The organism is Agromyces solani (assembly GCF_058349925.1).
The window spans coordinates 353,769-379,427 of sequence record NZ_JBYRER010000003.1; the positions used below are offsets into that span (position 1 = coordinate 353,769).

A 25,659-nucleotide genomic window follows, 5' to 3' on the forward strand; every position below is an offset into this window, starting at 1 on the left:
GAAAAGTGCGCTTCCCGGCACGCTGAGGAGCACCTTTCGGCGACTCGCGCCGCGCGAAGGGCCGGGCGGGCGGGCGGCAGGCGGGCGGGCACGGGGGTCAGGGCTCGCGGTGGACGTCGGCGGGCGACTTGTCGGGGCGCAGGCCCCGCCAGCGCGGGTGACGCGCGACGCCCGTTCCGGTCCACTCGCCGAACTCGATCTCGCCGACGAGCTCGGGCCGCACCCAGACCGCGTCGCCGATGTCGGCCGCCGGCACCTCGAGGAACGGCGAGCGCGGTTGCACGAGCGCGTCGAGCCGCTCGAGGAGGCGTTCGAGCTCGCGCTCGCGGAATCCCGACCCGACCCGCCCCGCGTACTCGAGGCCGTCCTCCCCGGGGATGCCGACGAGCAGCGATCGGATGCGCCCCTCGCGTGTCCCGACGCCGCGACGGTAGCCGCCGATCACGACCTCCTGCGTGCGGGTGAGCTTGAGCTTCAGCCAGTCGTCCGAGCGCGCGCCGGGCCGATAGGTCGAGTCCGCCCGCTTCGCCATGAGCCCCTCGAGCCCGAGCAGCCGGCTCTCCTCGAGCGCGGCCTCGGGTGCCCCCTCAGCGAGCGCGGGCACCTCGACGGGGATGCCGCGCCGCGGACGCACGAGCGACTCGAGCCGGGCCCGACGGACCCGGTACGGCTCGTCGACGAGCGGTTCGCCGGCGGCCTCGAGCACGTCGAACAGCAGCAGGCGAACGGGCACGGATGCCGCGGCCTCGGCGATCTCGCGAGGCTTGGTGAGTCCCATCCGCTGCTGGAGCACCCCGAAGCTCGGCCGTCCCGCCTCGTCGAGCGCGACGATCTCCCCGTCGAGCAGGGCGTCGCCGTCGACGATCTCGGGCAGCCGGTGCAGCTCGGGATAGCGGGCCGTGACGTCGATGCCGTTGCGGCTGCGCAGGCGAACGGCGCCGCCCTCGACCCGTGCGAGCGCGCGGATGCCGTCCCACTTCCACTCCAGTACCCAGTCGTCGCCGTGCAGCAGTCCGAGCGTGCCCGCGGTCGCGAGCATGGGCTTCTCCTGGACCTTCCCACTCGCTTGCCGAGCAGCGCCCGACGACGGAGGACGCGTGTCAGAACCCCGTGCGCCGACCTCGGTACCGGTGGTCTCGATACGCTCCTTCGTCGCTACTCGACCGACCGGGTGGCCCCGCTCCTTCGTCGCTACTCGACCGACCGGGTGGCCCTGCTCCTTCGTCGCTACTCGACCGCCCGGGTGGCCCTGCTCCTTCATGCGGTGCAGCAGCCACGAGCTCTTCTCACCGCTGCCCTCGGTGCGGATGAGCGCGAGCCGCACGCGCCCCATCGGCCCGCCCGTCGCTCCCTCGAGCGTGAAGATCACCTCGTCGTCGCGCCACTTCTCGACGTCGTACACGCCGGTGTCCCACACGGTCATCGCGCCGGCGCCGTACTCCCCCGTCGGAATGGTTCCCTCGAAGGCGAGGTATTCGATCGGGTGGTCCTCGGTCTGCACGGCGAGGTGGTTCGTCCCCGAGTCCTCGGGCACCCCCTTGGGCACCGCCCAGCTCTTGAGCACGCCGTCGCGTTCGAGGCGCAGGTCGTAGTGCAGCCGGCGTGCGTGGTGCTCCTGGATGACGAAGCGCGCCGCCTCCGATGGTCTCGATGCGCGCCCTCCTTCGTCTGGCGCCGCTCGACCGACCGAGGGCTCGGGCGTGCGCCCGGCCCGCCGCATCGAGCGATAGGTCGCGAGCGGGTCGGGCCCCGAGGCATCCCCGAGGTGCGCCATGGGGTCGCCGAGCTCGGCGACCCGCCCGAGCACCTCGTGCGCCTCTAGGTGCCGCAGGCCCGGGTCGTCGAGCTCCTCCCACGTCCGCGGCACGGCGACGGTCGGGCGGTGCCGTCCGCGCAGCGAGTACGGCGCGATCGTCGTCTTCTTGCCGTTGTTCTGGCTCCAGTCGATGAGCACGCGCCCCGTGCGCAGCGACTTCCGCATGCTCGACACGACGAGGTCGGGATGATCGGCCTCGAGGGCGCGGGCGAGCTCGTGCGCGACGGAGGACACCTCGTCGGAGCTCTGGCCGCCGTCGAGCGCCGCATAGAGGTGGATGCCCTTGCTGCCGCTCGTCACGGGCATGACCTCGAGTCCCATGCCGGCCACGAGTTCGCGCACGTACCGGGCGACCTCTGCGCACTCGGCGAGCCCCATGCCCGGCCCGGGATCGAGATCGAACACCATGCGGTCGGGGTGCGACACCGCCGCGTCGGGCGCGAACCGCCACTGCGGCACGTGCAGCTCGAGCGCGGCCTGCTGTGCGAGCCACACGAGCGTGGCGCGGTCGCCCGCGATCGGGTACGTCTTCGGCCCGTCGGAGTGCTCGATGACTCCGCGCCGGATCCAGTCGGGCGCGTGCTCGGCGAGCGCCTTCTCGAAGAACGGCGCCTCGGGGTCGCGCTCGGTGCCGACGCCGTGCACCCAGCGCTTGCGCGTGATCGGCCGGCCGGCCACGTGGGGCAGCATGAACGGGGCGATCTCGGCGTAGTACGAGATCACCTCGCCCTTCGTCATGCCCGTCTCGGGATACATGACCTTCTCGAGGTTGGTCAGCTTGAGCCGCCGGCCGTCGACCTCGACGAGTTGCCGTTCCCCATCGGCCATGCCCCCATCCTGCCCGGCCAGACCCCGGGTTGCCCCGTTTTGCGCAGAATCGGGCAACTCGAGGTTGAGGGGGCGGGTTCCCACGAGGCATCCCTCGGGTGTGTACTGGTGGGTATGCGAGCCGTCTGGAAAGGGGCGGTCACATTCGGCCTCGTCAATGTGCCCGTCAAGTTGTACAGCGCGACCGAGGACCACGACGTGTCCCTGCACCAGGTGCACGACGAGGACGGCGGGCGCATCAGGTACCAGCGCAAGTGCGAGGTGTGCGGCAAGGTCGTCGCCTACCAGAACATCGACAAGGCGTACGACGACGGCGAACGCACCGTCGTCATCACCGACGACGACCTGAAGTCGCTGCCCGCCGAGCGCAGCCGCGAGATCGAGGTCGTCGAGTTCGTGCCGAGCGAGCAGATCGACCCGATCATGCTCGACCGCAGCTACTACCTCGAACCCGATTCGGCGTCGAACAAGGCGTACGTGCTGCTGCGCGAGACCCTCGAGTCGACCGACCGCACCGCGATCGTGCAGATGGCGCTGCGCCAGAAGACGCGCCTTGCAGCCCTGCGCGTGCGCGGCGACGTGCTCGTCGTGCAGACCCTGCTCTGGAGCGACGAGGTCCGCGCGGCCGAGTTCAAGTCGCTCGACGAGCCGGTGAAGATCTCGTCGAAGGAGCTCGACCTCTCGAAGCAGCTCGTCGAGAGCCTCGTCTCCGACTTCGAGCCCGAGCAGTACGTCGACGAGTACCAGCAGGAGCTGCGCACGCTCATCGAGGCGAAGCTCGAGCAGGGCGAGGCGGTCGACACCGCCGCCACGTTCGGCGAGGAGCCCGAGGAGGAGGGCGGCGAGGTCATCGACCTCATGGAGGCGCTGCGCAAGTCGATCGCCGCGAAGCGCGGCGGTGAGACGTCGGGCGGCAAGGGCGGCGCGAAGGCAGCCGGCGGCACGGGCACTTCGAAGGCGGATGCCTCGGCGAAGCCGAAATCCTCCTCGAAGACGAAGACGGCGGCCGACAAGCCGAAGAAGTCGAAGTCGGCCTGATCACGGCGGACGTCCCGCACGCCGAACACCGCATTCCGTCCGGCACCGCCGCGTCATCGTGCCGGCCGCGCGCGGCCCATCCCCACGACACGGGTGTGGTCATGTGGTCATGTGGTCGCTCGACCTGTGGTCATGTGGTCATGTGGTCGCACGACGTGTGGTCATGTGGCCATGTGGTCGGCCCTTGCGAAGCAACCCCTCCGCCGAGTCACTCGTGTCACCCGTTGCCGATCAGACCGTCGTCGCACGGCATCCACCGGAGCCATCCCCGAGCCGAAGGCATCCCCGGGGCCGAAGGCATCCCCGGGGCCGAAGGCATCCCCGGGGCCGAAGGCATCCCCGATGCCTGAGGGCATCCCCGGGGCCGAAGGCATCCCCGGGGCCCGGAGGCATCCGCACCGGATCGTCGAACGCGGAACGCGCGGCACCCGATGAACGGCTGCCGCGCGCTCGCGTGCTGCGGGAGGTGGTTACTCGGCCTCGCACGCCTCGGTGACGGTGACGGACGCGGTCTGGATGTCGCCCGTCACGGCGGCCTGCGCCTCGGCGTCGGCCTCGAAGGTCTCGTCGGGCGCGGTCGGCAGCGTCTGCGCGTACTCCTCGGCGGCGGTGACCTTCTCCTGGAGCGTGGCGATCGCCGCGGAGATGTCCTCGTCGTCGGCGTACTCGGTGGCGAGGTCGTCGAGGCGCGTCGAATAGCCGTCGAGCTTCTCGAGAACGGCCGCCTGCTCGGTGCCGGTGAGCACGGCGTTCTGCGCGCCGTTCGAGATGTCGCGGACCGCGACGCGGACCGTCTCGCACTTGTCCTCGGCGGCGTCGTTGGTGCCGCCGTTCGAAGCGCAGCCCGTGAACAGCAGGGCCCCGGCGAAGAGCAGTGCGGTGGTCTTCATGATTTTCTGCATGGTGGCAAGTCCCCCAAATCGAATGTGACGAATGAAGTCTAGTGAGATGCCACCGACACGCGCAGCGCCGTCGCCCGGTGCCACCCCACGGCCACCGGGCGACGGCGCGCTCATGCACCCCGTTCAGGCACGCTTCGGCGGATCGTCGTCGAGGATCGCCGGGATGCTTCCCGTCGGGATGATCTTCACCTCGCGGCCGTCGGCCGCGATGAGCTTGCCGCCGAGGTAGTAGTCGCCGTCCTCGAGGGCAGTGAGCTCCTCCTCGCGCACCATGCGCGGCGGCGATGCCACGAACACCGAGGAGTTCTTCGAGTTTCCGGCCTTGACGTGGTTGAAGAGGATGTTCAGCAGGATCGCCGACACGGCCGCGGACGAGATGCCCGAGTGGAAGATCGTCGAGAACCAGGTCGGGAAGGCGTCGTAGAACGCCGGGGCGGCGATGGGCAGCATGCCGATGCCGATCGACGTGGCGACGATGATGAGGTTCATGTTGCCGCGGTAGTCGACCTTCGACAGCGTGCGGATGCCGCTCGCCGCGACCGTGCCGAAGAGCACGATGCCGGCACCGCCGAGCACGGCGGGCGGCACGGCGGCCACGACGCGCCCGAGGATCGGCAGCAGGCCGAGCACGATGAGGATCGCACCTCCCGCGCTCACGACGAAGCGGCTCTTGATGCCCGTGATCGCGACGAGCCCCACGTTCTGCGCGAACGCGCTCTGCGGGAACGAGTTGAACAGCGGCGAGAGCATGCTCGAGAGCATGTCGGCGCGCAGGCCGTTGCCGATGCGCTTCGCGTCGACCTTGGTGCCGACGATCTCGCCGACGGCGAGGATGTCGGCCGTCGTCTCGGTGAGGATCACGAGGATGACGATGAGCATCGACACGATCGCGGCGAGGTCGAAGGTCGGCGGCCCGAAGGCGAAGACGGTCGGGAAGGCGAAGATCGGACCCGTGCCGACGTTCGAGAAGTCGGCCATGCCGAGCGGGATCGCGGCGAGGGTGCCGATGACGATCGCGAGCAGCACCGAGAGGCGCGAGACCGCCGCGTTGCCGAGCTTCGAGAGCAGCAGCACGACCGCGAGGGTGAGGGCGGCGAGGCCGATGTTGGCCATGCTGCCGTAGTTCTCGGCCTCGCGGTTGCCGCCCATCGCCCAGTTGGCCGCGACGGGAAGCAGCGAGAGCCCGATCATCGTGATGACCGTGCCGGTCACCACGGGCGGGAAGAACCGGATGATCTTCGAGAAGATCGGTGTGATCAGGAATCCGGTGGCCGCAGCGACGAGGACGGCGCCGAAGACCGCTTGGATGCCGCTGCCGTTCACGATCGCGACCATGGTCGCGACGCTCGCGAACGAGACGCCCTGCACGAGCGGCAGCTGCGCCCCGAAGAACGGGATGCCGACGGTCTGGAGGATCGTCGCGACGCCGCCCACGAAGAGACAGGCGGCGACGAGGAGCCCGATGTCGCTCGCGGAGAGTCCGGCCGCCGAGCCCACGATGAGCGGCGGGGCGATGATGCCGCCGTACATCGTCAGCACGTGCTGGAGCCCGAAGGCGAACGAGGTGGCGACGGGGAGCCGCTCATCCTCGGGACGTGGTGGGTTCGCGGCGCCGGCGCCCTGCGCACGTGCGGCCCGCTTCGTGATCTTCATGCTCATGCGACGCACCGCGCCTCCGAGCCCCGGGAGAATACTTCAAGCGTCACTGCTTGTCCTTCGTCCGTGGCCTCCGTGCTGTTTTCACATTACGGAAGTCATTTTCCACTGAGTGAAGACATTGAACGCCGCGCTCGGGGATCTGTCAACCCCCCGGGCGACGAACGGCTCGTGGCCGTCAGGCGCCGGTCGACTCGTTGCTCGCCTCGCCGTGCGAGTACGCGCTGATCGCGCGGACGAAGACCAGCAGCCAGGCGAACAGCAGGCCCGCGACGATGAACTCCGTGCCGGTCAGGTTGAAGTAGCCGATCGGCACCCAAAGGGCCACCGCCACCAGGATGCCGATCACGACGAACAGCGAGAACCCGGCGACCTCGGCCGGCAGGGCCGGCAGCACGCGCACCGCGCAGAACACGAAGACGCCGAAGATCACGACCATGCCCGACGCGGCGCTCACGTGCAGCGGCACGCTGACGGCGTCGGGCACGAGGCCCGCGATCGTCAGGCAGATGCCGATGCCGGCGAACAGCCACGCGAGCAGCCGCACCCGCCAGCGCGGGTCGACGCGGCGGGCGACGAGCCCGGCCTCGAGGTCATGCCCCACGTAGTTCGCGAGCACCGTCACGACGAGGCCCGTGAGGATGAGGGCGAGGTTGAACCGGTACGCCGAGCCGTCGTCGAGGTTGCCGAGTTGCGAGAAGTGCAGCTGCCACCACGACTCGTCAGGCGAGCTCAGCATGCTCGCCATCGTCCCGATGAAGAGGACGAGGGTCGCGAGGGTCGCGAGCCCGTCGGTCGTCACGCGGGCGCCGGAGAGGGCCGACGCATACGTGGCCGCCGCGGCCGCGCCGCCTGCGAGGGCGCCGCCGCCGAACGCGTCGACCGTGAGCCCGCGGAAGCCGAGCTGGAAGAGGTTGGCGACGGCGAGCACGACGAGGTAGGCGAGCATCGCCATCGCGAGCGACATGGCGACGAGGTCGACGGCGCGCTTGACCCACGGCAGCCTCCTGCGCCAGTCGGCGTGTCCCCGCCGCGACTCGATGATGAAGGAGACCGCGAACGCGAGCCCGGCGCACGCCGACGAGGCCCACGCGGCGATGTTGCCGAGGGAGTCGGGGCCGGCGAGCGGCCACCGAGCACCGGCCATCAGGATGACGGTGACCAGCAGGCCGCCGACGAGCGCGGCGAGACCCCATCGTTCCGCCCGCGCCTCGACCCGGGCCGCGGGACTGCCCGCGATCGCGTCGCGACGCGCCGGATGCGAATGCGGGATCACGACGCCTCCTTCGCGAACGGTGCTGCGGTCGGTCGTGCTCCGATTCTCGACCGGGGGCGGGGCCCGGCGGCTGAGGCCGCGCGGGTTTCGTCCACGTCGACCGAGGATGCCTCGGCTCGCGCGTCGCTCGACGAGGCTCAGCGGAGCCGGAGCTCCTCGGGCGCGACCACGAGGTCGACGAGCGCCCCGTTGCGCAGCACGGTCATCTCCATGCGACGGCCGATCGCGGCTTCGACCATCAGGCGCTGCAGCCCGGTCGGGTCGAACACCGGGGTGCGGTCGATGGTGATGACGATGTCGCCCGGGCGGGCCCCGGCGAGCGCGGCCGGGCTCCCGATCACCGTGGACATGACCTGCATCCCCGTCGGCGAGCCGATCCGCGCCGCGGCCTCGGGGCTCAGCGGCACCTTCGCGCCGGCGACGCCGAGCCACGCCCGGCGCACCCGCCCGTGCGTCGTGAGCGTCTCGATGATGCTCAGCGTCGTGGCGTTGATCGGCACGGCGAGACCGAGCCCGATCCCCGCGACGGCTGTGTTCATGCCGACGAGCCTCCCGCGACTGTCGGCGAGGGCGCCGCCGCTGCTGCCGGGGTTGAGCGCGGCATCGGTCTGGATCACCTCGTCGATCACCCGCCCCGAGCCGGTCGGCAGCGAGCGGCCGAGCGCCGAGACGATGCCGGCGGTGACACTGCCGGCGAGCCCGCGCGGATTGCCGAGGGCGACGACGAGCTGGCCGACCCGCAGCTGCGTCGCATCGCCGAGCGGCACCGGGCTGGGCGTCGGCCCGGTCGCCCGCAGCACGGCGAGGTCGGAGAGCACGTCGGCTCCGACCACCCGGGCGGGGGCCGAACTGCCGTCGGCGAAGGCGAGTTCGACCGTGGATGCCTCGGCGACGACGTGGGCGCTCGTGAGGAGGTGCCCGTCGCCGCTGATCACGGAGGCGCTTCCCGCGCCGGCACCGGCGGCCGTACGCACGCTCACCGCGGCGACCGAGGGGAGCACCGTCTCGGCGACGCGGACGACCGCCGCCGAGTAGGCGTCGAGGGCCTCGCTGTCGTCCATGCAGCAAGTCTCGACCCGTCGATCGGCCCGGTGTCCGGCGTTCGCGCAGGGCGGACTGCGAGCACCGCCGCCCGGGCACCGCTCGATTCCGTGCTAGCCCTGTTGAACGCACCGCGTCGTGGCGGTACTGCTCGTACATGGACCGGACGCCCGAGAGGAGCGCACCATGGCATTGCGGCACTACATCCTGAACGGTCCGTCGGTCGTGATCGCCGACGACGATCGCGATGCCTTCGTGTCGTGGCAGCACCATCTCGACCGGACCGAGGGCCTCCGCGGCGGCGTGGACCTCGTCGCCGCGGTCGGGACGCCCGTGCGCGCCCCGACCGCCGGGTGGGTCCGCCGCCGTCCCGACAACGGTTCGGCCGGCAACAGCATGCTGTTCGAGCATCGCGACAACCCGGGCTGGGGCGATGTGTTCAGTCACCTCGACCGCTACGTCGGCGTCGACGGCGACTTCTTCGAGCAGGGCGAGATCATCGCCTTCACGGGTGACACGGGCGGCGTCGTCGAGCACCTCCACCGCCACCTCGAGAGGGACGGCGTTCGCCACAACCCCTGGAGCCACTTCACCGACGGCGAGGACGCCGAGGAGGTCGACATGAGGAAGCACACCAGATTCCAGAACGCGCACGGGTTCCCCGTGCGGAGCGCCTGGCAGCCGATGCCGGTCGACGCCGATTCGGACGGCACGAACCTTGCCGCCGGAACGGGTGGGCCCGGCCTGTACCAGATGATCCTCAATCTGTATCTCGACGACTTCTTCGAGGATGCCCAGATCGAGGGGATGCTGGTCCTGTCCAAGAACGGCGACGACTCGCCCGGCTACCGGTTCACCATCGACGGTTCCCGCTCCGGCCTCGTCGAAGCGGCGATCCCGGCGCTCGTCAAGGTGCCGGGCGAGTCGACCCTGCGGTTCGAGCTGCACAAGATCCGCGGCGACGGGGTGCCGTTCCTCAAGCTCTGGGGCGCCGAGGTCATGAACCTCACCGCCGCGTGACGCACCGGTCGGCTACCGCGATCCGGTCGAGGCATCCCCGACGTCGATCGCCCCGACCATGCCCGCGCTGCCGAACAGGCGCTGCGGGGTGACGTGGATCGCCACGCGCCGCGGGTTCTCGCGAGGCCGCCGATAGCGCGCGGCGTACAGCTCGACGGCGAGCGCGACCTCGGCCGGGTCGTCGTGGACCGTCGCGACGCCCTGGAAGGTGACCCAGTGCGCACCTGCCATCTGGCTCACCGTGGCCGTCGGATCCCGCAGGACGTTCCGCACCTTCTGCGAATCGCCCGAGGTGATGATCCGCAGCACCCCGCCGTGCAGGGTGAACCCGACGGGCACCGCATGGATGCCGCCCCACGGCGCGAGCGTCGAGAGCGTCGCGAGATGCCGCTCGGTCACGAACTCGGTTCCGGCTGACGTCAGTTCCCGCACCCGGGCAATGCTACCGACGGCGCGACGCAGGGATCGACGAGGTGCGGCAGGCAAGGTCCCGAACGACGAATGCCCCTCGCGAACGAGGGGCTCTCAAGTGCGGAGACGGCGGGATTTGAACCCGCGGTCCCCTTACGGGGACTCCACCTTAGCAGGGTGGTGCACTCGACCGGACTATGCGACGTCTCCTCGCGGGTGCGCAGGCGCACACGCGACAGCCATCATAACCCGACGATCGCCGGAAAGACGATTCGGGATGCCTCGGGGTCGGCCCCGAGGCATCCCGACCGGCTATTGGTCTTCGAGGGTGCGGCCCGCCGAGCAACGGGTGTCGGCGGCCGTCTGGCCGGTGACGTCGATCGGCAGCGCCTCGGTCGTCGGCTCGGGCGCCGTCGTCTCGGCCGGGGCCTCACCCTCGGGCGTCTCCTCCGCGGGAGCCTCCTCGACGGGCGCCTCCTCCGCCGGCGGAGCGCTCGGGTCGCCCGCCGAGGCGAACGACGCGTCGTCGGCCTCGGGGTCGAAGGTCACGGGGGTGTCCTGCTGGAGCGCGGTGTTCACGATCGACGCCGAGTCGCTCGGCATGACGCCGCCCTCGACGGTGCCGGTCGGGTACTGGATGAACGCGATCTTCGCGAGATCGATGTCCTTCATGGCCTTCGCGATCGACACCATGGTGGTGGGGTTCGCGAGCGAGCTCGACAGCTCCATGTTCGCGAGGGCCGCCTTGGCGATCGAGTAGAGCGCGACGGGGTCGCCGAGCGTGCCGCCGTCCTGCAGCTTGCGGGCGAGCGACGACATGAAGACCTGCTGGTTCGAGATGCGGCCGAGGTCGGAGCCGTCGCCGACGCCGTGCCGGGTGCGCAGGAACTGCAGTGCCTGGAGCCCCTTGAGCTCGTGCATGCCGGCGTCGAGGTAGAGGTCGGTGTGCTCGTCCTCGATGGGCTCGGCCACGCAGACCTCGACGCCGCCGACGGCCTCGCTCATCGCGGCGACGCCCATGAACTGCACGGTGCCGGCGAACGGGATGGTGACGCCCGTGAGCTGTTCGACGGTCTTCACGACGCACGCCATGCCGCCGTAGTCGAGCACGGAGTTGATCTTCACGCCGTACTGCTCGTAGAGCGGTTCGCCGGCGGGGTCCTCGGGGTCGGTGCACGCGGGCACGTCGACGAACATGTCTCGCGGGAAGCTGATGACCTCGACGTGCGAGTGGTCCTGCGAGATGTGCAGGAGCATCGTGACGTCGTTGAGCACGGCGGTCTCTTCGTCGGGGTCGCCGAAGCCGTTGCCCTGGCCCTCGCGGCTGTCGCTGCCGACGAGCAGCACGTTGACGCCGCCCTCCATCGCTCCGACGTCGGGCACGCCCTCGAGCACGTCTTCGTTGCCGAGCGAGACGGTCGGCTTCAGGGTGTTCGCGAGGTCCCACGCGGCGTACGCGGCGACCGCACCGCCGGAGACGAGCGCGACGGCGACGAACGACGCCGCCACCTTCGCGAGCGTACGCACGATCGAACGACGGCCGAGCCGCCCGTGTCGTGCCACCGCAGGATTCTTGGCGGCGCGCCGCGAGCTGGGGCGCAACGCTTCGTTCACCGGGGTCCTCTCCTGTCGGGTGGTCGCGCGGAGGGCGTGGGATTCGAACCCACGAGGCATTGCTGCCCACTGGTTTTCAAGACCAGCTCCATCGGCCGCTCGGACAGCCCTCCATGCCCGCGCGACCCTCCGAGGCGGAGTTCATCGAGCAGGCAGGCCCCGATTCTAGCCGAATCGCGCTTCTGAGAGCCTCGCAGAGGCTCCTGAAAGAGCGCTGAAGCGCGGTCGGGTGCGGCGGTCAGCCCTCGTTCGCGGTGGTGCAGCGCACCTGGTCGCCGGTGGTTCCGGTCACGTCGGGCGGCAACTGGTCGGCGGGCGGCGTCGTGGCCGGAGCCTCGGTCGGCTCCTCCGCGGGCTCCTCGTCGACGCCGTCGCCCTCGCCCTCGCCCTCGGCCGGCGCGTTCGGGTCGACCGTGCCGAACTCGGCGTCGTCGAGCGCCGCCGGGTCGAGCACGATCGGGCGGTCCTCCTGCAGGGCGAGGTTCACGAGCTCGGCCGACGTCTCGGACGGGAGCACGTGCTGCCCGTCGCCGGCGCCGACCGTCGGGTACTGCACGAAGGCGATCTTCGACAGGTCGGTGTCCTGCAGGGCGCGGGCGATCGACATCAGGCGGGTCGGGTTCTGCAGCTCCTTCGAGAGCTCGATGTTCGAGAGCACGGCCTTCGCGATGGAGTAGAGCTTCACCGGGTCGCTGAGGGTGCCGCTCGACTGGAGGGTTCGGGCGAGCGATGCGAGGAACGCCTGCTGGCTCGCGATGCGCGCGAGGTCGCTGCCGTCGCCGACCGCATGCCGAGTGCGCAGGAAGGCGAGCGCGTCGTACCCCTTCAGGCTGTGCACGCCGGCCGGCAGGTGCAGGCCCGAGTCGATGTCGTCGATCGGGTCGGCGAGGCAGACCTCGACCCCGCCGACGGCTTCGGAGAGCGCGGCGACGCCCTTGAACTCGACGACGCCGCCGACCGGGATCTTCGTGCCCGTGAGCTGTTCGATCGTCATCGCGACGCACGTGAGGCCGCCGTGCTCGAGCACGCTGTTGAGCGGCACGCCCGACATCGCCGACAGGGGGCCGGTCCCAGGGTCGACCGGGTCGGGGCACTCCGGCACGGGCACGATCATGTCGCGGGGGAAGCTCACGACCTCCACATGCGAGTGGTCCTGCGACACGTGCAGCAGCATGTTGACGTCGTTGAGCGTGCCCGAGTCGAGCTCGGGGTCGCCGAACGAACCGTCCTTGGGGCGCTCGTCGCTGCCGACGAGCAGGAAGTTGAGTCCGCCGTCCATCGCACCGATATCGGGCACTCCCTCGAGGAGGGTCTCGCTCGCGAGCGAGGCGCCCTGCTTCACCGACCCCACGAGGTCGACGGCCGCGTAGGCGGCGACCGCGGTCGCGCTCACCGCGACGACGGCGACGACGGATGCCACGAGCTTGAGCGTCGCGCGGGGCCCGGTGTGGGGCGGGAGTCGGCCGTGGCGAGCGGGCTCGACCGCGGTCGCGGGCGGCGCCGACGTCGCGGCGTCGCCGACCCCGCCCGGCGTCGCCGGGCGCTCGTCGGCCGCACCGGCCCGCGTCGCGGCCGCTCCGCCCGGCTCCTCGGTCCCTCGTTCCACGTCGTCCCCTCCCGACCGGATGATTCTATTTTCCGCGCCCCCGCGCGGATGCGCACCGCCGGTCAGGGCAGTGTGTCGAGCGTCGACGCGAGACCCGCCTCGTGGACGGCCCCGGTCACCTCGAGCGCTGCGGCCCGCACCTCATCGGGCGCCTGGCCCATCGCGACCGAGCGGCCGGCCGCGCCGGCCCACGCGAACATCTCGAGGTCGTTGCGACCGTCGCCGACGGCGAGCACCCGATCGGCGTCGACCCCGAGCCATCCGCGCACCCGCTCGAGCGCGGTCGCCTTGTTGACCCCGTCGGGCGCGATGTCGAGCCACGCCGTCCACCCGATCGCGTAGCTCACGTGGTGCAGGCCCATCTTGTCGACGATCTCGAAGAACTCGTCGAGGCCGTGCTCGAGGCTCGTGACGACCACGCGCGTCGCGCGCTGGTCGAGCAGCTCGTCGAACACCACCTCGCGCGCGTCGTCGAGGTTCCACTCGGTCATGCCCGCCGTGTAGAGCCGGTGCCCGTCGGCGAGCTCGACCATGAACTTGCCCGACGGCAGGAACGCCCGGATGCGCTCGAGCACCGCGGTCGGGTCGAACGTCTCGACGTGCTCGCGCGTGTAACCACCATCGACGGTGTCGTCACGGCGCATCGTGATCGCGCCGTTCGCGCACACGACGTACTCGGGCACGAGTCCCAGCTCTTCGAGCACGGGCCGCGTCGTGGCCCACGAACGGCCGGTCGCGAGGGTCACGAGGTGGCCCCGCTCCGCCGCTGCGGCGACGGCGTCGGCGACGAGGCCGTCGATCGTGCCGTCCTCGTGCATGATCGTGCCGTCGACGTCGAGCGCGACGAACCACTGCTCCGCCGCGACGTCGTCCGCCGTCGTCCGCTCGATGCTCATCGCGCGACGGGCTCGAATCGCTCGAGCCCGCCGAGGTAGCCGCGCAGCGCCTCGGGCACGATCACCGATCCGTCCGCCTGCTGGTGGGTCTCGAGGATGGCGACGATCCATCGGGTCGTCGCGAGCGTGCCGTTGAGCGTCGCGACCGGCGCGGTCCTACCGCTCTCGGTGCGGTGGCGGATGTCGAGCCGGCGGGCCTGGAACGTCGTGCAGTTCGACGTCGACGTGAGCTCGCGGTACGCGTTCTGCGTCGGCACCCACGCCTCGACGTCGTACTTGCGTGCGGCGCTCGAGCCGAGGTCGCCCGCGGCGGTGTCGATCACCCGGTACGCGAGCCCGAGGCTCTGCAGCATGTCCTCCTGCCACGCGAGCAGCCGCTCGTGCTCGGCCTCGGCGTCGGCCGGGTCGATGTAGGTGAACATCTCGAGCTTGTTGAACTGGTGCACCCGGATGATGCCGCGCGTGTCCTTGCCGTGCGAGCCGGCTTCGCTGCGGTAACAGGTCGACCAGCCGGCGTAGCGGATGGGACCGTTCGACACGTCGATGATCTCGTCGGCGTGGTACCCGGCGAGCGCGACCTCGCTCGTACCGGTGAGGTACAGCTCCTGGTCGGGCAGGTAGTAGACCTCCTCGGCGTGCGAGCCGAGGAACCCGGTGCCGTTCATGATCTCGGGCCGCACGAGCGTCGGCGTGATGAGCGGCGTGAACCCGGCGGCGATCGCCCGGTCGAGGCCCATCGTCATGATCGCGAGCTCCAGGCGGGCGCCCACGCCCTTGAGGTAGTGGAAGCGCGCGCCCGACACCTTCGCGCCGCGCTGCATGTCGATCGCGTCGAGCAGCTCGCCGATCTCGAGGTGGTCGCGCGGCTCGAAGTCGAACGCGGGGATCTCGCCGACCTCGCGGAGGACGACGTAGTCGTCTTCGCCGCCGGCGGGCACCCCGTCGATGACGATGTTGCCGAGCTTCTGCACGGCGAGGGTGAACTCGGCCTCGGCATCGCTCACGGCCTGGTTCGCGGCCTTCACGCGACCGGCGAGCTCCTGGGCCTGGGCGACGAGGGCGGCCTTCGCGTCTTTCGGCGCCTGCGCGACCTGCTTGCCGAACGCGTTCTGCTCGGCGCGGAGCGTCTCGAAGACGGTGATCGCCGTGCGGCGCGCCGCATCGGCGGCGACGGCCTCGTCGACGAACGCCGAGGACTCGCCACGGAGCTCCTGCGAACGCTTGATCAGGTCGGGGTTCTCGCGGAGCAGCACGGGGTCGATCACCCGAGCAAGTCTAGCCCGCGGCATCCCCGGCCCTTCAGCGGACTCACGCACGCGCGTGCCGTACCGTTGGCAGGGTGACGGCCCACCACGAGAACCCGGCGGATGCCTCGGAGCCGCGCCCGCGCGCGGCGGTGATCAGCAACCCCACGAAGTCGGGCGTCGACGCCCTCCGGGCCGCCGTCGCACGGGCGGAGGAGCGGCAGGGCTTCGCCCCCTCGCTGTGGATCGACACGACACAGGACGACCCGGGCAAGGGCATGGCTCGCGAGGCGGTCGACGCCGGCGTCGACCTCGTGATCGCGGCGGGCGGCGACGGCACCGTTCGATCGGTCGCGGCGGGCCTGCGCGGCACGGGCGTGCCGATGGGCATCGTGCCGCTCGGCACGGGCAACCTGTTCGCGCGCAACCTCGACATCCCGGTGAACGACGTCGACGACGCCGTCGTGCTCGCGTTCGCCGGCCTCGACCGGGCGGTCGACGTGCTCATCGCCCGCGTACGGCGGCCCGACGGCACGACCGAGGCGCACGCGTCGCTCGTGATGGCCGGCATCGGCATCGACGCGACGATGATCGCGAACACGAACCCCGACCTCAAGAAGCGGGTCGGCTGGCTCGCCTACGTCGACGCCGGGCTGCGAGCGCTGCCGAACTCGGAGCCGTTCCGCGTCGTGCACCGGCTCGACGGCGGGCGGCACCACCGGTCGAGGGTGTCGAGCATCCTCGTCGCGAATCTCGGCTACCTGCCCGGCAACCTCGAGCTCATCCCCGACGCCGAGCTCGACGACGGGCGTCTCGACGTCGTCCGGCTGCAGCCGCGCAACCTCTTCGGCTGGCTGTTCGTGTGGCGCGTGATCGCCTGGGAGAACCGGGTCATGCGCAAGACCGCGATCGGCCGCCAGGTGCTCGACCTCACGGGCGGCAACCGCCGGCAGGTCGTCGCGTACTCGCGCGGGCGCACGGTCGACCTCGTCATCGAGGGCGGCCCGCAGGAGTTCGAGATCGACGGCGACGAGTTCGGCTCCGTCGTCGCGGCACGGTTCGAGGTCGATCCGGCGTCGCTCACGGTGCGCGTGCCGCGCTGAGTCAGCCGAGCATCGAGCCCTCGGTCGACGCCGAGGGGTTCGGGTCGGGCAGCCGGCGCATGCGGAACGCGTTCAGGACGCCGAGCAGGCCCGCGAGGATCGGCACGAGCAGCGCGACCTGCAGGGCGATGTCGCGCGAGTCGGTGTTGATGCGCAGGATCTCCTCCTGCACCGCGGGCGGCTGGTCGACGAGCAGCTCGGCGAGCCCCGTGTCGCTCATGATCTCGGCGTCCTCCTCGAGCACGGTCGAGACCTGCTGAGCCTCCTCGGCGCTCAGCACCGAGCTCGACTCGGCGCTCGCGGTGAAGGTGAACGCGAGGGTCGCGAGCATGATCGCGCCCGCGAAGGCGAGGCCGAACGAGAGGCCGAACGACCCCGCCGCCGAGTTGACGCCGGCCGCCTCGCTCACCCGCTCGTCGGAGATCGGCGAGAGCGTGTAGTTGTTGAGCTGCGAGACCAGGAACCCGAGCCCGCTGCCGGCGACGACGAGCGGAATCGTGAGGTACCAGCCCGAGTCGGCGATGGGCACGATCGGCACGATCACGCCGACGCCCACCACGACGAGCGCGAACCCCGTGAGGATGATCGTCGCGGGCCGCCGCTTGAGGCCCCGCCCGGCGAGCAGCGCGACGACGAACATGCTGAGCGAGAGCGGCGCGATCGAGAGGCCCGCCTGCAGCGCGTTGTACTCGAACACCATCTGCAGGTAGATCGGCAGCACGATCATCGTGCCGCCGAGCGCGATCTGCTGCAGCAGCTGGCCGCTCGCCCCGGTGCGGAACATCTTCGATTCGAACAGTGCCGGGTCGAGCAGCACGGGCTTGCCCGCACGCTTGCGGCCCCGCAGCCAGAAGACGAGGAGGCCGAGGCCGAGCACGCCGATGCCGATGATGAGGCCGACGTAGCCGCCGCCCTCCTGCCACACGAGGATGCCCGTGACGACCCCGCCCATGCCGACGATCGAGAGCAGCGCGCCGACGAGGTCGATCGATCGGTCGCCGGTGTACGGCACGTCCTTGACGAGCCCGATCCCCGCGAGCACGATCGCGATGATGAGCGCCTCGAGGGCGAAGCCCACCCGCCACGACAGGAACGTCGTGATGAACCCGCCGAGGAGCGGTCCGACGGCCGCGGCGATCGCGGCCGACGCCCCGACGAGCGCGTAGACCCGCTTCTGATGGGCGCCCTCGAAGTTGCCGTGGATGAGCGACTGCATCGCCGGCAGCAGCAGCGAGGCGCCGATGCCGCCGATGACGGCCCAGAAGATGATGATCGCGATGAGGTCCTGCGCGAGGACCATCGCGATCGCACCGATCGCGTAACCGAGCAGGCCCAGGATGTACGCGAGCTTGCGCCCGATGAGGTCGCCCGTCTTGCCGCCGATGAGGATGAACGCCGCCGAGACGAGCGCCTCGAGCGCGATCGCGCTCTGCACGCCGCTCACGGTCGTGTCGAGATCCTTCACGACCGCCGAGATCGACACGTTCATGAGCGACGTGTCGACGACGAGCACGAACATCGCCATCGCGAGCAGGAGCGCGAGCCTGCCGTTGAACTTCACCTCGGAGGGCGCGTCGTTCGAGTCCATGGCTCATGCAACCACACGCGTGCGCCCGGCCGGTAGAGCCCCCTACGGTGAGCCGCGACCGACGAGGGCGGGATCGGCCGGTTCGACCGATCCCGCCCCGCGGTGACGCCGTCGTCAGCCGCAGGTGACCGTCGCGTCGGCCCAGTCGGCGCGGTCGTACCACTCGGCCTGGCCGGCGGGCGAAGCGGCCGCGTTGGGGTCGACGACGAGCTCGAGCCGCTCGACGTCGGTGACGTCGACCGACGCTTCGGCCGCGAGGCCCTTCGTCATCGCGCCGCTGTCGTAGCGCACCTCGCCGTCGGCAACGACCCGGAAGATGACGTTGGCCGTCGAACCCGCCTTGTTCATGATGTCGTCGATGCCGACGACCGCCTCGAACGCCGTGCACTGCCCGCCCAGGTTGAACCCGATCGTCGTCGGCGAGTTCACGCCGAGGCCCTTCGCGTACTCGACGCCCGCGAGCCGAATGGGCTTGCCGTCGCCGTACGCCGCCTCGCCGATCTCGGTGTCGCGCTCGATCGGCCCGTAGGTGGGGTTGAGCGAAACCGTCGCGAACGGCAGGTCGGAGAGGAAGTGCTCACCCGCCGCCGGCGGCTCCGGCACGTCGGGCACCGTCGCGTCGTGCGCCTCGACGGCGTGCGCGGCGAGCTCCACGATGTCGCCCTCGGGGTCGGTGAGGAAGGCCGACGTGTCGGTCGAGCCGGTGAACTCGGCGCCGACGGCGTACCAGTCGATCGAGGCGGGCGCCTTGCCGGTGTCGAACGACGTCTGGATGCTCGCGAAGAAGCGCTCCCAGCGGTCCTTGTAGTACGTGCCGACGAGGCCCTGCCACTCGCGGTTCGCGTAGTCGTTGAGCCCCGCGTTCACCGCGTCGCGGTGACCCCACGTCGTGATGAGCGAGCGCGCGTCGAACTCGAGCCGGTCGGCCTCGGCGGCGTCGGCTCCGGTGGCCCGGGCATCGGCGATCCACCGGCCGAGCAGCATCTGCGGCTGGGTCGCGACGATCTCGTCGAGCAGGTCCATGTTCTCGAGCCACTCCTCGCTGAGCTGCGTGAAGGCGGCGCGGTCGCGCATGCCGTACGCCTGCTGCAGCTGCGGCAGCAGCACCCTCGAGGTGTTCGAGGTCACCTGGCGCGCGACATCCATGAGGTCGTAGCGGTAGCTCGCGTTCTCACCCGCGGCGGGTGCCGCGGCGAGCAGGTGGTCGAGCGCCTCGGCGAAGCGGTCGGGGTCGTACGAGAGGTTGCCCGGCGACCAGGTCGCGCCGTGGCTCGCCGAGAGCGAGGGACGAGCCCCGTAGAGGCCGTCGTGCGCCTCGGCGAATCCCTCGTTGTCGGGCAGCGTGTACGCGGTCTCGGCGAGGATGCGCCAGGCCGCCTTCAGCTCGGGGTCGTCGATGCCGTAGCGACGCTCGGTCCAGGCGTCGAACCACGCGTTCACGTCGACGGGGCCGTCGCGCCAGGCGAGGCCGGCGAAGAAGTCGATCGCGGCGGGGTTGTTGAGGCCGCCCTCGGGCAGCGCCGCGATGCCGTCGACGCGGCTGCCGTCGCGGTTCAGCCAGTCGTCGAACGTGTCGTTCCACTTCACGAGCTCGGCGCCCATCGTCGTGTGCCCGCCGTAGTTCCAGATCGTGCCGAAGGCGTACGGCACGCCGCTCCACTTCGCCTCGAGGTCGCCGCGCGCGAAGCGGTCCGACAGGCCGTCGACGATGAACGTCGTCTCGGGGTTCACCGCCGCCGCGACATCCGCCGGCGGGTTGTTCTGCCAGCCGAGCAGCACCCACGTCGCGCCGGGCCGCGCCGTCTGGAGGGCGGTCTCGATCGCCCGCGTGGCCGCGGGCACGTCGACCGAGCCGCGACGGCCGCCCTCGTGCAGCACGTCCATCTTGTAGGCGCCGGACGTGCCGAGCTTCGCTTCGGATGCCTCGTAGAACGCGTCGGCGACGGCCGGGAACACGGCCGAGTTCGGGTCGAGCCATCCCGGGCGCTGGAAGCCGACCCAGCCGCCCTGCGGCTCGACGCGGGCGTCGGCGTTGCGGTCGCCGAAGTCGGTCGGCACGGTGCCGAAGTAGCCGGGGAGCACGGGCGTCATGTCGAGCTCGCGCAGGCGGTCGGCGATCTTGCGGCCGAGCTCGGTGCGCTCCTCGAGCAGCGCCTCGCTCGTACCCGCGGGGTAGCTCGACATGTTCTGCAGGAGCCACCACGGCTGGTGCCCGGGCAGCGGGATCCACGCCCGTGCCTCCTCGGCCGAGTACCCGAACTGCTGCAGCACCTCGGCGTAGACCGCCTCGGACCCGACGGGCATGAACACCTCGTTGAAACCGAGGGCGGCGAGCTCGTCGATCTCGCGCTCCCATTCCTCCCACGTCCGATAGGCACCGGTGTAGCCGTCTTCGGTGTCGTTGCCGTAGAAGCGGTGCGACACGTTCGCGGTCGCCGAGATCGGCTCGGTCGGCAGCGGCAGCGCGGCTTCGGGATCGAGGTTGCGCACGTTCCACGACACCGACTGGCCGATCGTGCCGAGGTAGGCGTTGACGCCCGCGATCGCGGTCGCCGAGTCGGTCGCCGCCACGCGAACGTGGTTGCGCTTCGAGGTGATCTCGTAGCGGTCGGCACCGTCGGCCGCTACGAGCGTCGCGAGGTCGAACCCGTCGGATGCCTCGCCGAGGAGCCGCTCGACGGCCTCGCGCGCGGGCTCGAGGCCGGCGGCGGTCTGGGGCGGCACGTTGAGATTCGCGGTGCGCTCGGGCGGCTCGGCGCTCGCGCCGACGGCGGTGCCCGTCGTCAGCAGGAGTGCGGTCGCGATCGTCGCGAGCGGAGCCAGGGCCGCTCGTCGTCTGGGCGTTGGGTGCATCGTCGGGCCTTTCGCCGGTGGTTCTCCGGCGCGCGATCGCGCGCCGCCATCCCGACCCAACCAGAGGTCCGAGGCTTAAGCAAGGTCTTAACGTAAAGTCTCGGTTAAACTGACGCCGGAACGGAGCCCCATGAACGACCCGATCGTCGGCACGGCACGACTCAAGCGCTACAACACCGCCCGCGTCCTCGACGAGCTGCGCGCGGCCACGGCGCCCGTGCGCATCGTCGAGGTCGCCGAGCGCACCGGGCTCACGCGTTCGACGGTCGCCACGATCATCGAGGAGCTCGACGCCGACGGCTGGCTCGTGCGGCACGACCCGGTCGAATCGCTCGGGCGTCCCGCGGCGCGCTTCACGGTCGCCGCAGGGCGCTTCCACGTGCTCGGCGTCGACATCGGCCTGCACCGCGTCGTCGCGGAGGTCGCCGATGCCTCGGGCACCGTGCTCGCCGAGGCGAACGCCCTCCACGAACTGCGCGACGGGCGGGAGCTCCTGCGGCTCGTCAGCGCCACCGTCGATCGCGCGCTCGGCTCCGCAGGGCTCGCTCGCGGCGGAATCTCGGCGGTGTCGATCGCGAGTGTCGGCATGATCGACCGGGCGGGCGGTCGCGTGCGCGTCATCCGCGGAATCGACGCCTGGACCGACCTCGACCTGACGCGCGAGCTCGGCCGAGGATTCGGTGCCGCCGTCGAACTCGACAACGACGCGAACCTCGCGGCGCTCGCCATGTCGGAGCTCGACGACTGCCCGCCCTCGTTCCTCACGGTGCAATGGGGCGAACGGCTCGGCGCCGGCCTCGTGCTCGAGCGCCGCCTCTACCGCGGCCCGCTCGGGGCGGCGGGCGAGATCGGCGGCCTGATGGTGACCGACCCGTGGAGCGGCGAGCGCGCCCCACTCGAGGCCGTGGTGGGCGCAGAGCGCATCGACGAGGTCGCCCGCCTCGTCGCCGCTCGCGACCCGTTCACCCGGCTCGCCTCCGAGCTCGGCCCCGAGGCCGCCGCCGCGCACGTGTTCGAACGGGCGAACGACGGCGAACGCGCGGCGACCGAGATCGTCGACCTGCTCGCCGACGTCGCGGCTCGGGCGCTCACGCCGATCCTGCTCGCGCTCGACCTGCACCGCGTGTACGTCACGGGCGGCATCGCCCGCGGCGGCGACGTGCTCACCGCCGCCCTCGAGCGGCGCCTCACCGCGCGCGGGGCGGACCCGATCGAGGTCCGCCTCTCACCGTTCGCCGAGAACACGGTCGTGCGCGGCGCGGTCACCGCCGCCGTGCAGTCGGCGTGGCGATCGGCGCTCGACGGGGGGCTCGGCCCCGACGCCCGCGCGGTGATGGGGGGCGCAGCCCGCTGAGGCCGCACCCGCCCCGGCGCTCGGCGTCGTGATGTCTCAGCCGGCGGGGGCAGGGCGGTCGTTCGACCGCCGGAGCGAACGACGCGCCTCGAGCGACACGACGGCGACCACCGCCGCGACGGTCGTGAGCGTGAGTGGGCTCACGATCGCCTGCGCGAACTGCCCCCTCGCCATGGCGTCGAGCTGCGCCTGCTGCACATTGTCGGCGCCCGTGTCGTCGACGATGATGCCGGCGCCGGAGCTCAGCACGGTGTACTCGTGGATCGCGGCGATGAGGCCGGGCATCGCGATCAGCCCGGCGGCCGCGACGGCGACGAGCGCCCACCATGCCGCGGGGCGCGCGAACGCCCCCGCGAAGCCCGGCCGCCACGCGGTCCGCTCCGAGAGGCGGGCCGCGACGACCGTGACGACGACCATCCCGACACCGCCCGCCATCAGCAGCGAGGGCGCGAGCGACCAGCCCAGGGTGCGCAGCAGTTGCATGCCGAGGTCTTCCGCCGCGGGCCCCGCGGCCACGTACCAGCTGACGTCCGCGTTCACGATCCAGGTCAGCCAGACGCCGACGGCGATGACGGCTCCGGTGAACGCCCAGCCGGCGGCGAGCCACGCCCACGTTCGCCGGTCGAGCTGAGCGGATGCCGGTTCGGGCTCGGGATCGGCATGGCCGGCGGGTGCGCCCGCGCCCGCCGGGGCGGGCCGGGAAGGCTCCTCATCGTCCTCGTCGGCGGCGTCGACCTCCGCGGGGTCGTCGTCGAACTCCGCGTCGTCCCGCTCGTCGTCGGGCTCCGGCTCGAGCAGCCCGAAGAGGTCGAACGCCTCGTCGGGCTCGGCCGGCCGCGATCGCGCCTCGGCCGCGCGGCGGTCGGCCTCCACCGCCGCGGTCGGTGCCGGCGTCGGTGACGGCACCGGCACCGGCACCGACGGCACGGGGTCGGCAGCCCGCGCGGGAGTCTCGGCCGAGGCATCCGCCCCGTGCCCGTCGTAGCCGCGCTGGTACCGCGCGTCGTAGCGCGGGTCGATGCCCTCACGTGCCCCGGTCATCGTCGACCCCCTTCGTGAGCCCGCGTCGCCGTCAGGCGCCGTCGGGTTCGCCGCTCAAGAGTCCGCGCAGCCAGTCGCGGGCCTCGATGAAGATCTCGTCATCGTACTTCGAGTGGTACTCGACCTCACGCCGGTCGGCGCGCGGGTACGAGCCGAGGAAGATCACCTTCGGCGAGTAGCGCCGGAGGCCCAGCAGCGCGTCGGCGACCCGCTCGTCCTCGACGTGCCCCTCGAGGTCGATCACGAAGCGGTACCGGCCGAGCGCGTCGCCGATCGGCCGCGACTGGATGAGCGAGAGGTTGACGCCCCGGGTCGAGAACTGCTCGAGCATGGCGAGCAGGGCGCCCGGCTCGTCGTCGGGCAGCTCGACGATGAGGCTCGTCTTGTCGGCGCCGGTCGGCGCGGGCAGCGCGCGCGAACGGCTCACGAGCACGAAGCGGGTCACCGCGTTCGGGTTGTCGCCGATGTCGCGCGCGAGCACGTCGACGTCGAGGTGCTCGGTGATGCCGGGCGGCGCGACGGCCGCATCGGCCTGAGCCGATTCGAACAGGGATGCCGCGGCCTGCACGTTGCTCGTCGCCGGGATGTGGCCGTGGTCGGGCAGCTCGCGCTCGAGCCATCCGCGCGACTGGGCGTACGCGACGGGGTGGGCGTTCACGACGCGGACGTCGGCGAGCGCGGTGCCGGGCCGGGCGACGAGCACGAAGTTCACCGGCACGAGGTACTCGCCGATGATGCGCAGGCCCGGCACGGTGGCCAGGGCGTCCTGCGTGGCGGTCACGCCGCCGTCGATCGAGTTCTCGATCGCGATCATCGCGGCGACCGAGCGGCCCTCGACGACGTCGGCGAGCGCCTCGCCCACGTTGTTCACCGGGCGCCAGTGCCTCCCGTGCGCCTCGGGCACCTGCTTCAGCGCCGCCTCGGTGAACGTGCCCGCCGGCCCGAGGTACGAGTACGTCTCGTCAGGGGGCGTCGCCGAGGCATCCGTCGTCATGCGCCAAGCCTAACGAGCGGCGCGCGACCGGCCTGAAATACTGCGGACGTGGACACCAGGGCACTGCCGAGCGACGCCGAGCGGCTGGCCGCGCTGCGCCGCATGAAGCGGGTCGCGACGAGCCTGCTCGTCGTCGCGGCCGTCGTCTTCGCGGTGTCGTTCTCGCTGCAGGACGAGATCGCGTGGATGGGCTACGTGCGCGCGGCCGCCGAGGGCGCGATGGTCGGCGCGATCGCCGACTGGTTCGCCGTCACGGCGCTGTTCCGGCATCCGCTCGGCATCCCGATCCCGCACACCGCGATCATCCCGCGACGCAAGGACGAGATCGGTGCGACCCTCGGGGCGTTCGTCGAGCACGAGTTCCTCTCCGACGAGGTCGTGCTCGGCAAGCTGCGCTCGATCGGCATCGCGCGCCGCGTCGGCGGGTGGCTCGCCGACCCCGCGAACGCCGAGCGGGTCGCGGCCGAGGCCTCGGTCGCCGCCCGCGGCGTGCTCACGATGCTCGGCGACGACGATGTGGAGGACGTCATCGAGCGGCTCGCCCGCCGCCACCTGTTCGAACCCGAGTGGGGGCCCGCGATCGGCCGGATCGGGGCGCAGCTCGTCGCGGCCGACCAGCAGCGCGCGGCCGTCGACGCCGTGCTCGAGAAGGCGTCGTCCTGGTTGGAGACGCACCCCGAGGCGTTCGGGCGGATGGTCTCCGACCGGTTGCCGCGCTGGATGCCCGGGTTCGTCGACCGCCTCGTCGACGACCGCGCCCACCGCGAGGTGCTCGCGTTCGTGCGCGCCGTGCGCGCCGACGACGCGCACCCCCTGCGGCTCGCGATCGACCGCTACCTCGCGGAGCTCGCCGACGACCTGCAGCACGACCCCGCGATGATCGCGCGCGTCGAGCGGCTCAAGGCCGACCTGCTCGCGAGCCCACGGGTGCGCGAGTTCGCGAGCGAGACCTGGGGTGCCGTCAAGGCGACCCTCGTCGACGGGCTGGCCGACCCCTCGAGCGAACTGCGCACGGGGCTGCGCGCCGCGATCACGGAGGTGGGCACGCGGCTCGCGACCGACGAGGCGCTCGCCGCGAAGGTCGACGACTGGGTGACGGATGCCGCGGCCTACGTCGTGCGCAACTACCGGCACGAGATCGCCGGCGTCATCACGGAGACCGTCGAGCGGTGGGATCCGCGCGAGACGACGGAGAAGCTCGAGCTGCAGGTGGGGCGCGACCTGCAGTTCATCCGCATCAACGGCACGGTCGTCGGAGCGCTCGCGGGCCTCGCGATCTACTCGGTCGCGACGGCCGTGCACGCGATCGTGGCGTGACCAGAGGGCATCCGCGCGCGTCCGTCCTCCGTTGCGGAGATGCGCCCCCGTAACGCACCTG

Annotated in this window: 19 protein-coding genes and 2 tRNA genes; 5 read left to right on the forward strand and 16 right to left on the reverse strand. The window is 71.4% G+C overall.

All coding sequences use genetic code 11. The features are described 5' to 3' along the window. Positions 1–97 precede the first annotated feature (97 nt). On the reverse strand, positions 98–2,644 hold the full coding sequence (locus AC3RJ7_RS14075) for an ATP-dependent DNA ligase (protein WP_491456476.1): 2,547 nt from the start codon (positions 2,642–2,644) through the stop codon (positions 98–100). Positions 2,645–2,758: 114 nt separating this feature from the next. Here AC3RJ7_RS14075 and ku point away from each other — a divergent pair, with 114 nt between their 5' ends. Further along, positions 2,759–3,682, forward strand: a complete 924-nt coding sequence (gene ku / locus AC3RJ7_RS14080) for a non-homologous end joining protein Ku (RefSeq protein ID WP_491456477.1) — start codon at positions 2,759–2,761, stop codon at positions 3,680–3,682. A 470-nt stretch (positions 3,683–4,152) separates the two neighbouring features. Here the strand turns inward: ku and AC3RJ7_RS14085 are convergent, their stop codons facing one another. The 4 genes from AC3RJ7_RS14085 to AC3RJ7_RS14100 form a co-directional block, all read right to left on the reverse strand. Next, positions 4,153–4,572 carry a hypothetical protein gene (locus AC3RJ7_RS14085; RefSeq protein WP_491456478.1) on the reverse strand — a complete coding sequence of 140 codons (420 nt, stop codon included), beginning with the start codon at positions 4,570–4,572 and terminating at the stop codon, positions 4,153–4,155. 135 nt (positions 4,573–4,707) lie between these two features. After that, a complete protein-coding gene (locus tag AC3RJ7_RS14090; RefSeq protein WP_491456965.1) occupies positions 4,708–6,237 on the reverse strand; it encodes a nucleobase:cation symporter-2 family protein in 1,530 nt (509 codons plus the stop codon). Positions 6,238–6,418: 181 nt separating this feature from the next. After that, positions 6,419–7,516 carry a DUF998 domain-containing protein gene (locus AC3RJ7_RS14095; RefSeq protein WP_491456479.1) on the reverse strand — a complete coding sequence of 366 codons (1,098 nt, stop codon included), beginning with the start codon at positions 7,514–7,516 and terminating at the stop codon, positions 6,419–6,421. A gap of 137 nt (positions 7,517–7,653) precedes the next feature. Further along, positions 7,654–8,577, reverse strand: coding sequence for a S1C family serine protease (locus AC3RJ7_RS14100; RefSeq protein ID WP_491456480.1), 924 nt, complete (start codon positions 8,575–8,577; stop codon positions 7,654–7,656). A 166-nt stretch (positions 8,578–8,743) separates the two neighbouring features. On the opposite strand from AC3RJ7_RS14100, the gene AC3RJ7_RS14105 reads away from it, so the two are divergent. Next, on the forward strand, positions 8,744–9,577 hold the full coding sequence (locus AC3RJ7_RS14105) for a M23 family metallopeptidase (protein ID WP_491456481.1): 834 nt from the start codon (positions 8,744–8,746) through the stop codon (positions 9,575–9,577). A gap of 12 nt (positions 9,578–9,589) precedes the next feature. Here AC3RJ7_RS14105 and AC3RJ7_RS14110 read toward each other — a convergent pair whose 3' ends face one another. The 7 genes from AC3RJ7_RS14110 to serS all read right to left on the reverse strand — a co-directional run bounded on the left by AC3RJ7_RS14110 (position 9,590) and on the right by serS (position 15,369). Continuing rightward, positions 9,590–10,009, reverse strand: coding sequence for a PPOX class F420-dependent oxidoreductase (locus AC3RJ7_RS14110; RefSeq protein ID WP_491456482.1), 420 nt, complete (start codon positions 10,007–10,009; stop codon positions 9,590–9,592). Between the two features lie 100 nt (positions 10,010–10,109). Further along, positions 10,110–10,198, reverse strand: a tRNA-Ser gene (locus AC3RJ7_RS14115). 102 nt (positions 10,199–10,300) lie between these two features. Further along, entirely contained in the window at positions 10,301–11,551 is a 1,251-nt protein-coding gene (locus AC3RJ7_RS14120; protein ID WP_491456483.1) for an LCP family protein, read from the reverse strand. Positions 11,552–11,630: 79 nt separating this feature from the next. After that, positions 11,631–11,715: transfer RNA gene (locus AC3RJ7_RS14125), tRNA-Ser, on the reverse strand. 125 nt (positions 11,716–11,840) lie between these two features. Further along, positions 11,841–13,208: an LCP family protein gene (locus AC3RJ7_RS14130; RefSeq protein ID WP_491456484.1), complete on the reverse strand. Its 1,368-nt coding sequence runs from the start codon at positions 13,206–13,208 to the stop codon at positions 11,841–11,843. A 62-nt stretch (positions 13,209–13,270) separates the two neighbouring features. Next, positions 13,271–14,104, reverse strand: a complete 834-nt coding sequence (locus AC3RJ7_RS14135) for an HAD family hydrolase (RefSeq protein WP_491456485.1) — start codon at positions 14,102–14,104, stop codon at positions 13,271–13,273. Continuing rightward, the gene (gene serS, locus AC3RJ7_RS14140) at positions 14,101–15,369 is read right to left on the reverse strand and encodes a serine--tRNA ligase (RefSeq protein WP_491456486.1); all 1,269 of its coding nucleotides are present in this window, start codon (positions 15,367–15,369) and stop codon (positions 14,101–14,103) included. Before serS ends, AC3RJ7_RS14135 begins: the two co-directional genes overlap by 4 nt. A 74-nt stretch (positions 15,370–15,443) precedes the next feature. On the opposite strand from serS, the gene AC3RJ7_RS14145 reads away from it, so the two are divergent. After that, entirely contained in the window at positions 15,444–16,451 is a 1,008-nt protein-coding gene (locus AC3RJ7_RS14145; protein ID WP_491456487.1) for a diacylglycerol/lipid kinase family protein, read from the forward strand. A 1-nt stretch (position 16,452) separates the two neighbouring features. Here AC3RJ7_RS14145 and AC3RJ7_RS14150 read toward each other — a convergent pair whose 3' ends face one another. Then, positions 16,453–18,039: an MFS transporter gene (locus AC3RJ7_RS14150; protein WP_491456488.1), complete on the reverse strand. Its 1,587-nt coding sequence runs from the start codon at positions 18,037–18,039 to the stop codon at positions 16,453–16,455. 114 nt (positions 18,040–18,153) lie between these two features. Further along, the gene (locus AC3RJ7_RS14155) at positions 18,154–20,892 is read right to left on the reverse strand and encodes an alpha-N-acetylglucosaminidase TIM-barrel domain-containing protein (protein WP_491456489.1); all 2,739 of its coding nucleotides are present in this window, start codon (positions 20,890–20,892) and stop codon (positions 18,154–18,156) included. A gap of 130 nt (positions 20,893–21,022) precedes the next feature. On the opposite strand from AC3RJ7_RS14155, the gene AC3RJ7_RS14160 reads away from it, so the two are divergent. Beyond that, positions 21,023–22,246, forward strand: coding sequence for an ROK family protein (locus AC3RJ7_RS14160; RefSeq protein WP_491456490.1), 1,224 nt, complete (start codon positions 21,023–21,025; stop codon positions 22,244–22,246). 36 nt (positions 22,247–22,282) lie between these two features. Here the strand turns inward: AC3RJ7_RS14160 and AC3RJ7_RS14165 are convergent, their stop codons facing one another. Then, on the reverse strand, positions 22,283–23,287 hold the full coding sequence (locus AC3RJ7_RS14165) for a hypothetical protein (RefSeq protein ID WP_491456491.1): 1,005 nt from the start codon (positions 23,285–23,287) through the stop codon (positions 22,283–22,285). A 31-nt stretch (positions 23,288–23,318) separates the two neighbouring features. Beyond that, positions 23,319–24,281, reverse strand: a complete 963-nt coding sequence (pheA, locus tag AC3RJ7_RS14170) for a prephenate dehydratase (RefSeq protein WP_491456492.1) — start codon at positions 24,279–24,281, stop codon at positions 23,319–23,321. A 48-nt stretch (positions 24,282–24,329) separates the two neighbouring features. Between pheA and AC3RJ7_RS14175 the strand changes: the two genes are divergently transcribed. Beyond that, positions 24,330–25,598 (forward strand): DUF445 domain-containing protein, encoded by a 1,269-nt coding sequence (locus tag AC3RJ7_RS14175; protein WP_491456493.1) that lies wholly within the window; start codon positions 24,330–24,332, stop codon positions 25,596–25,598. The last annotated feature ends 61 nt before the right edge of the window (positions 25,599–25,659 follow it).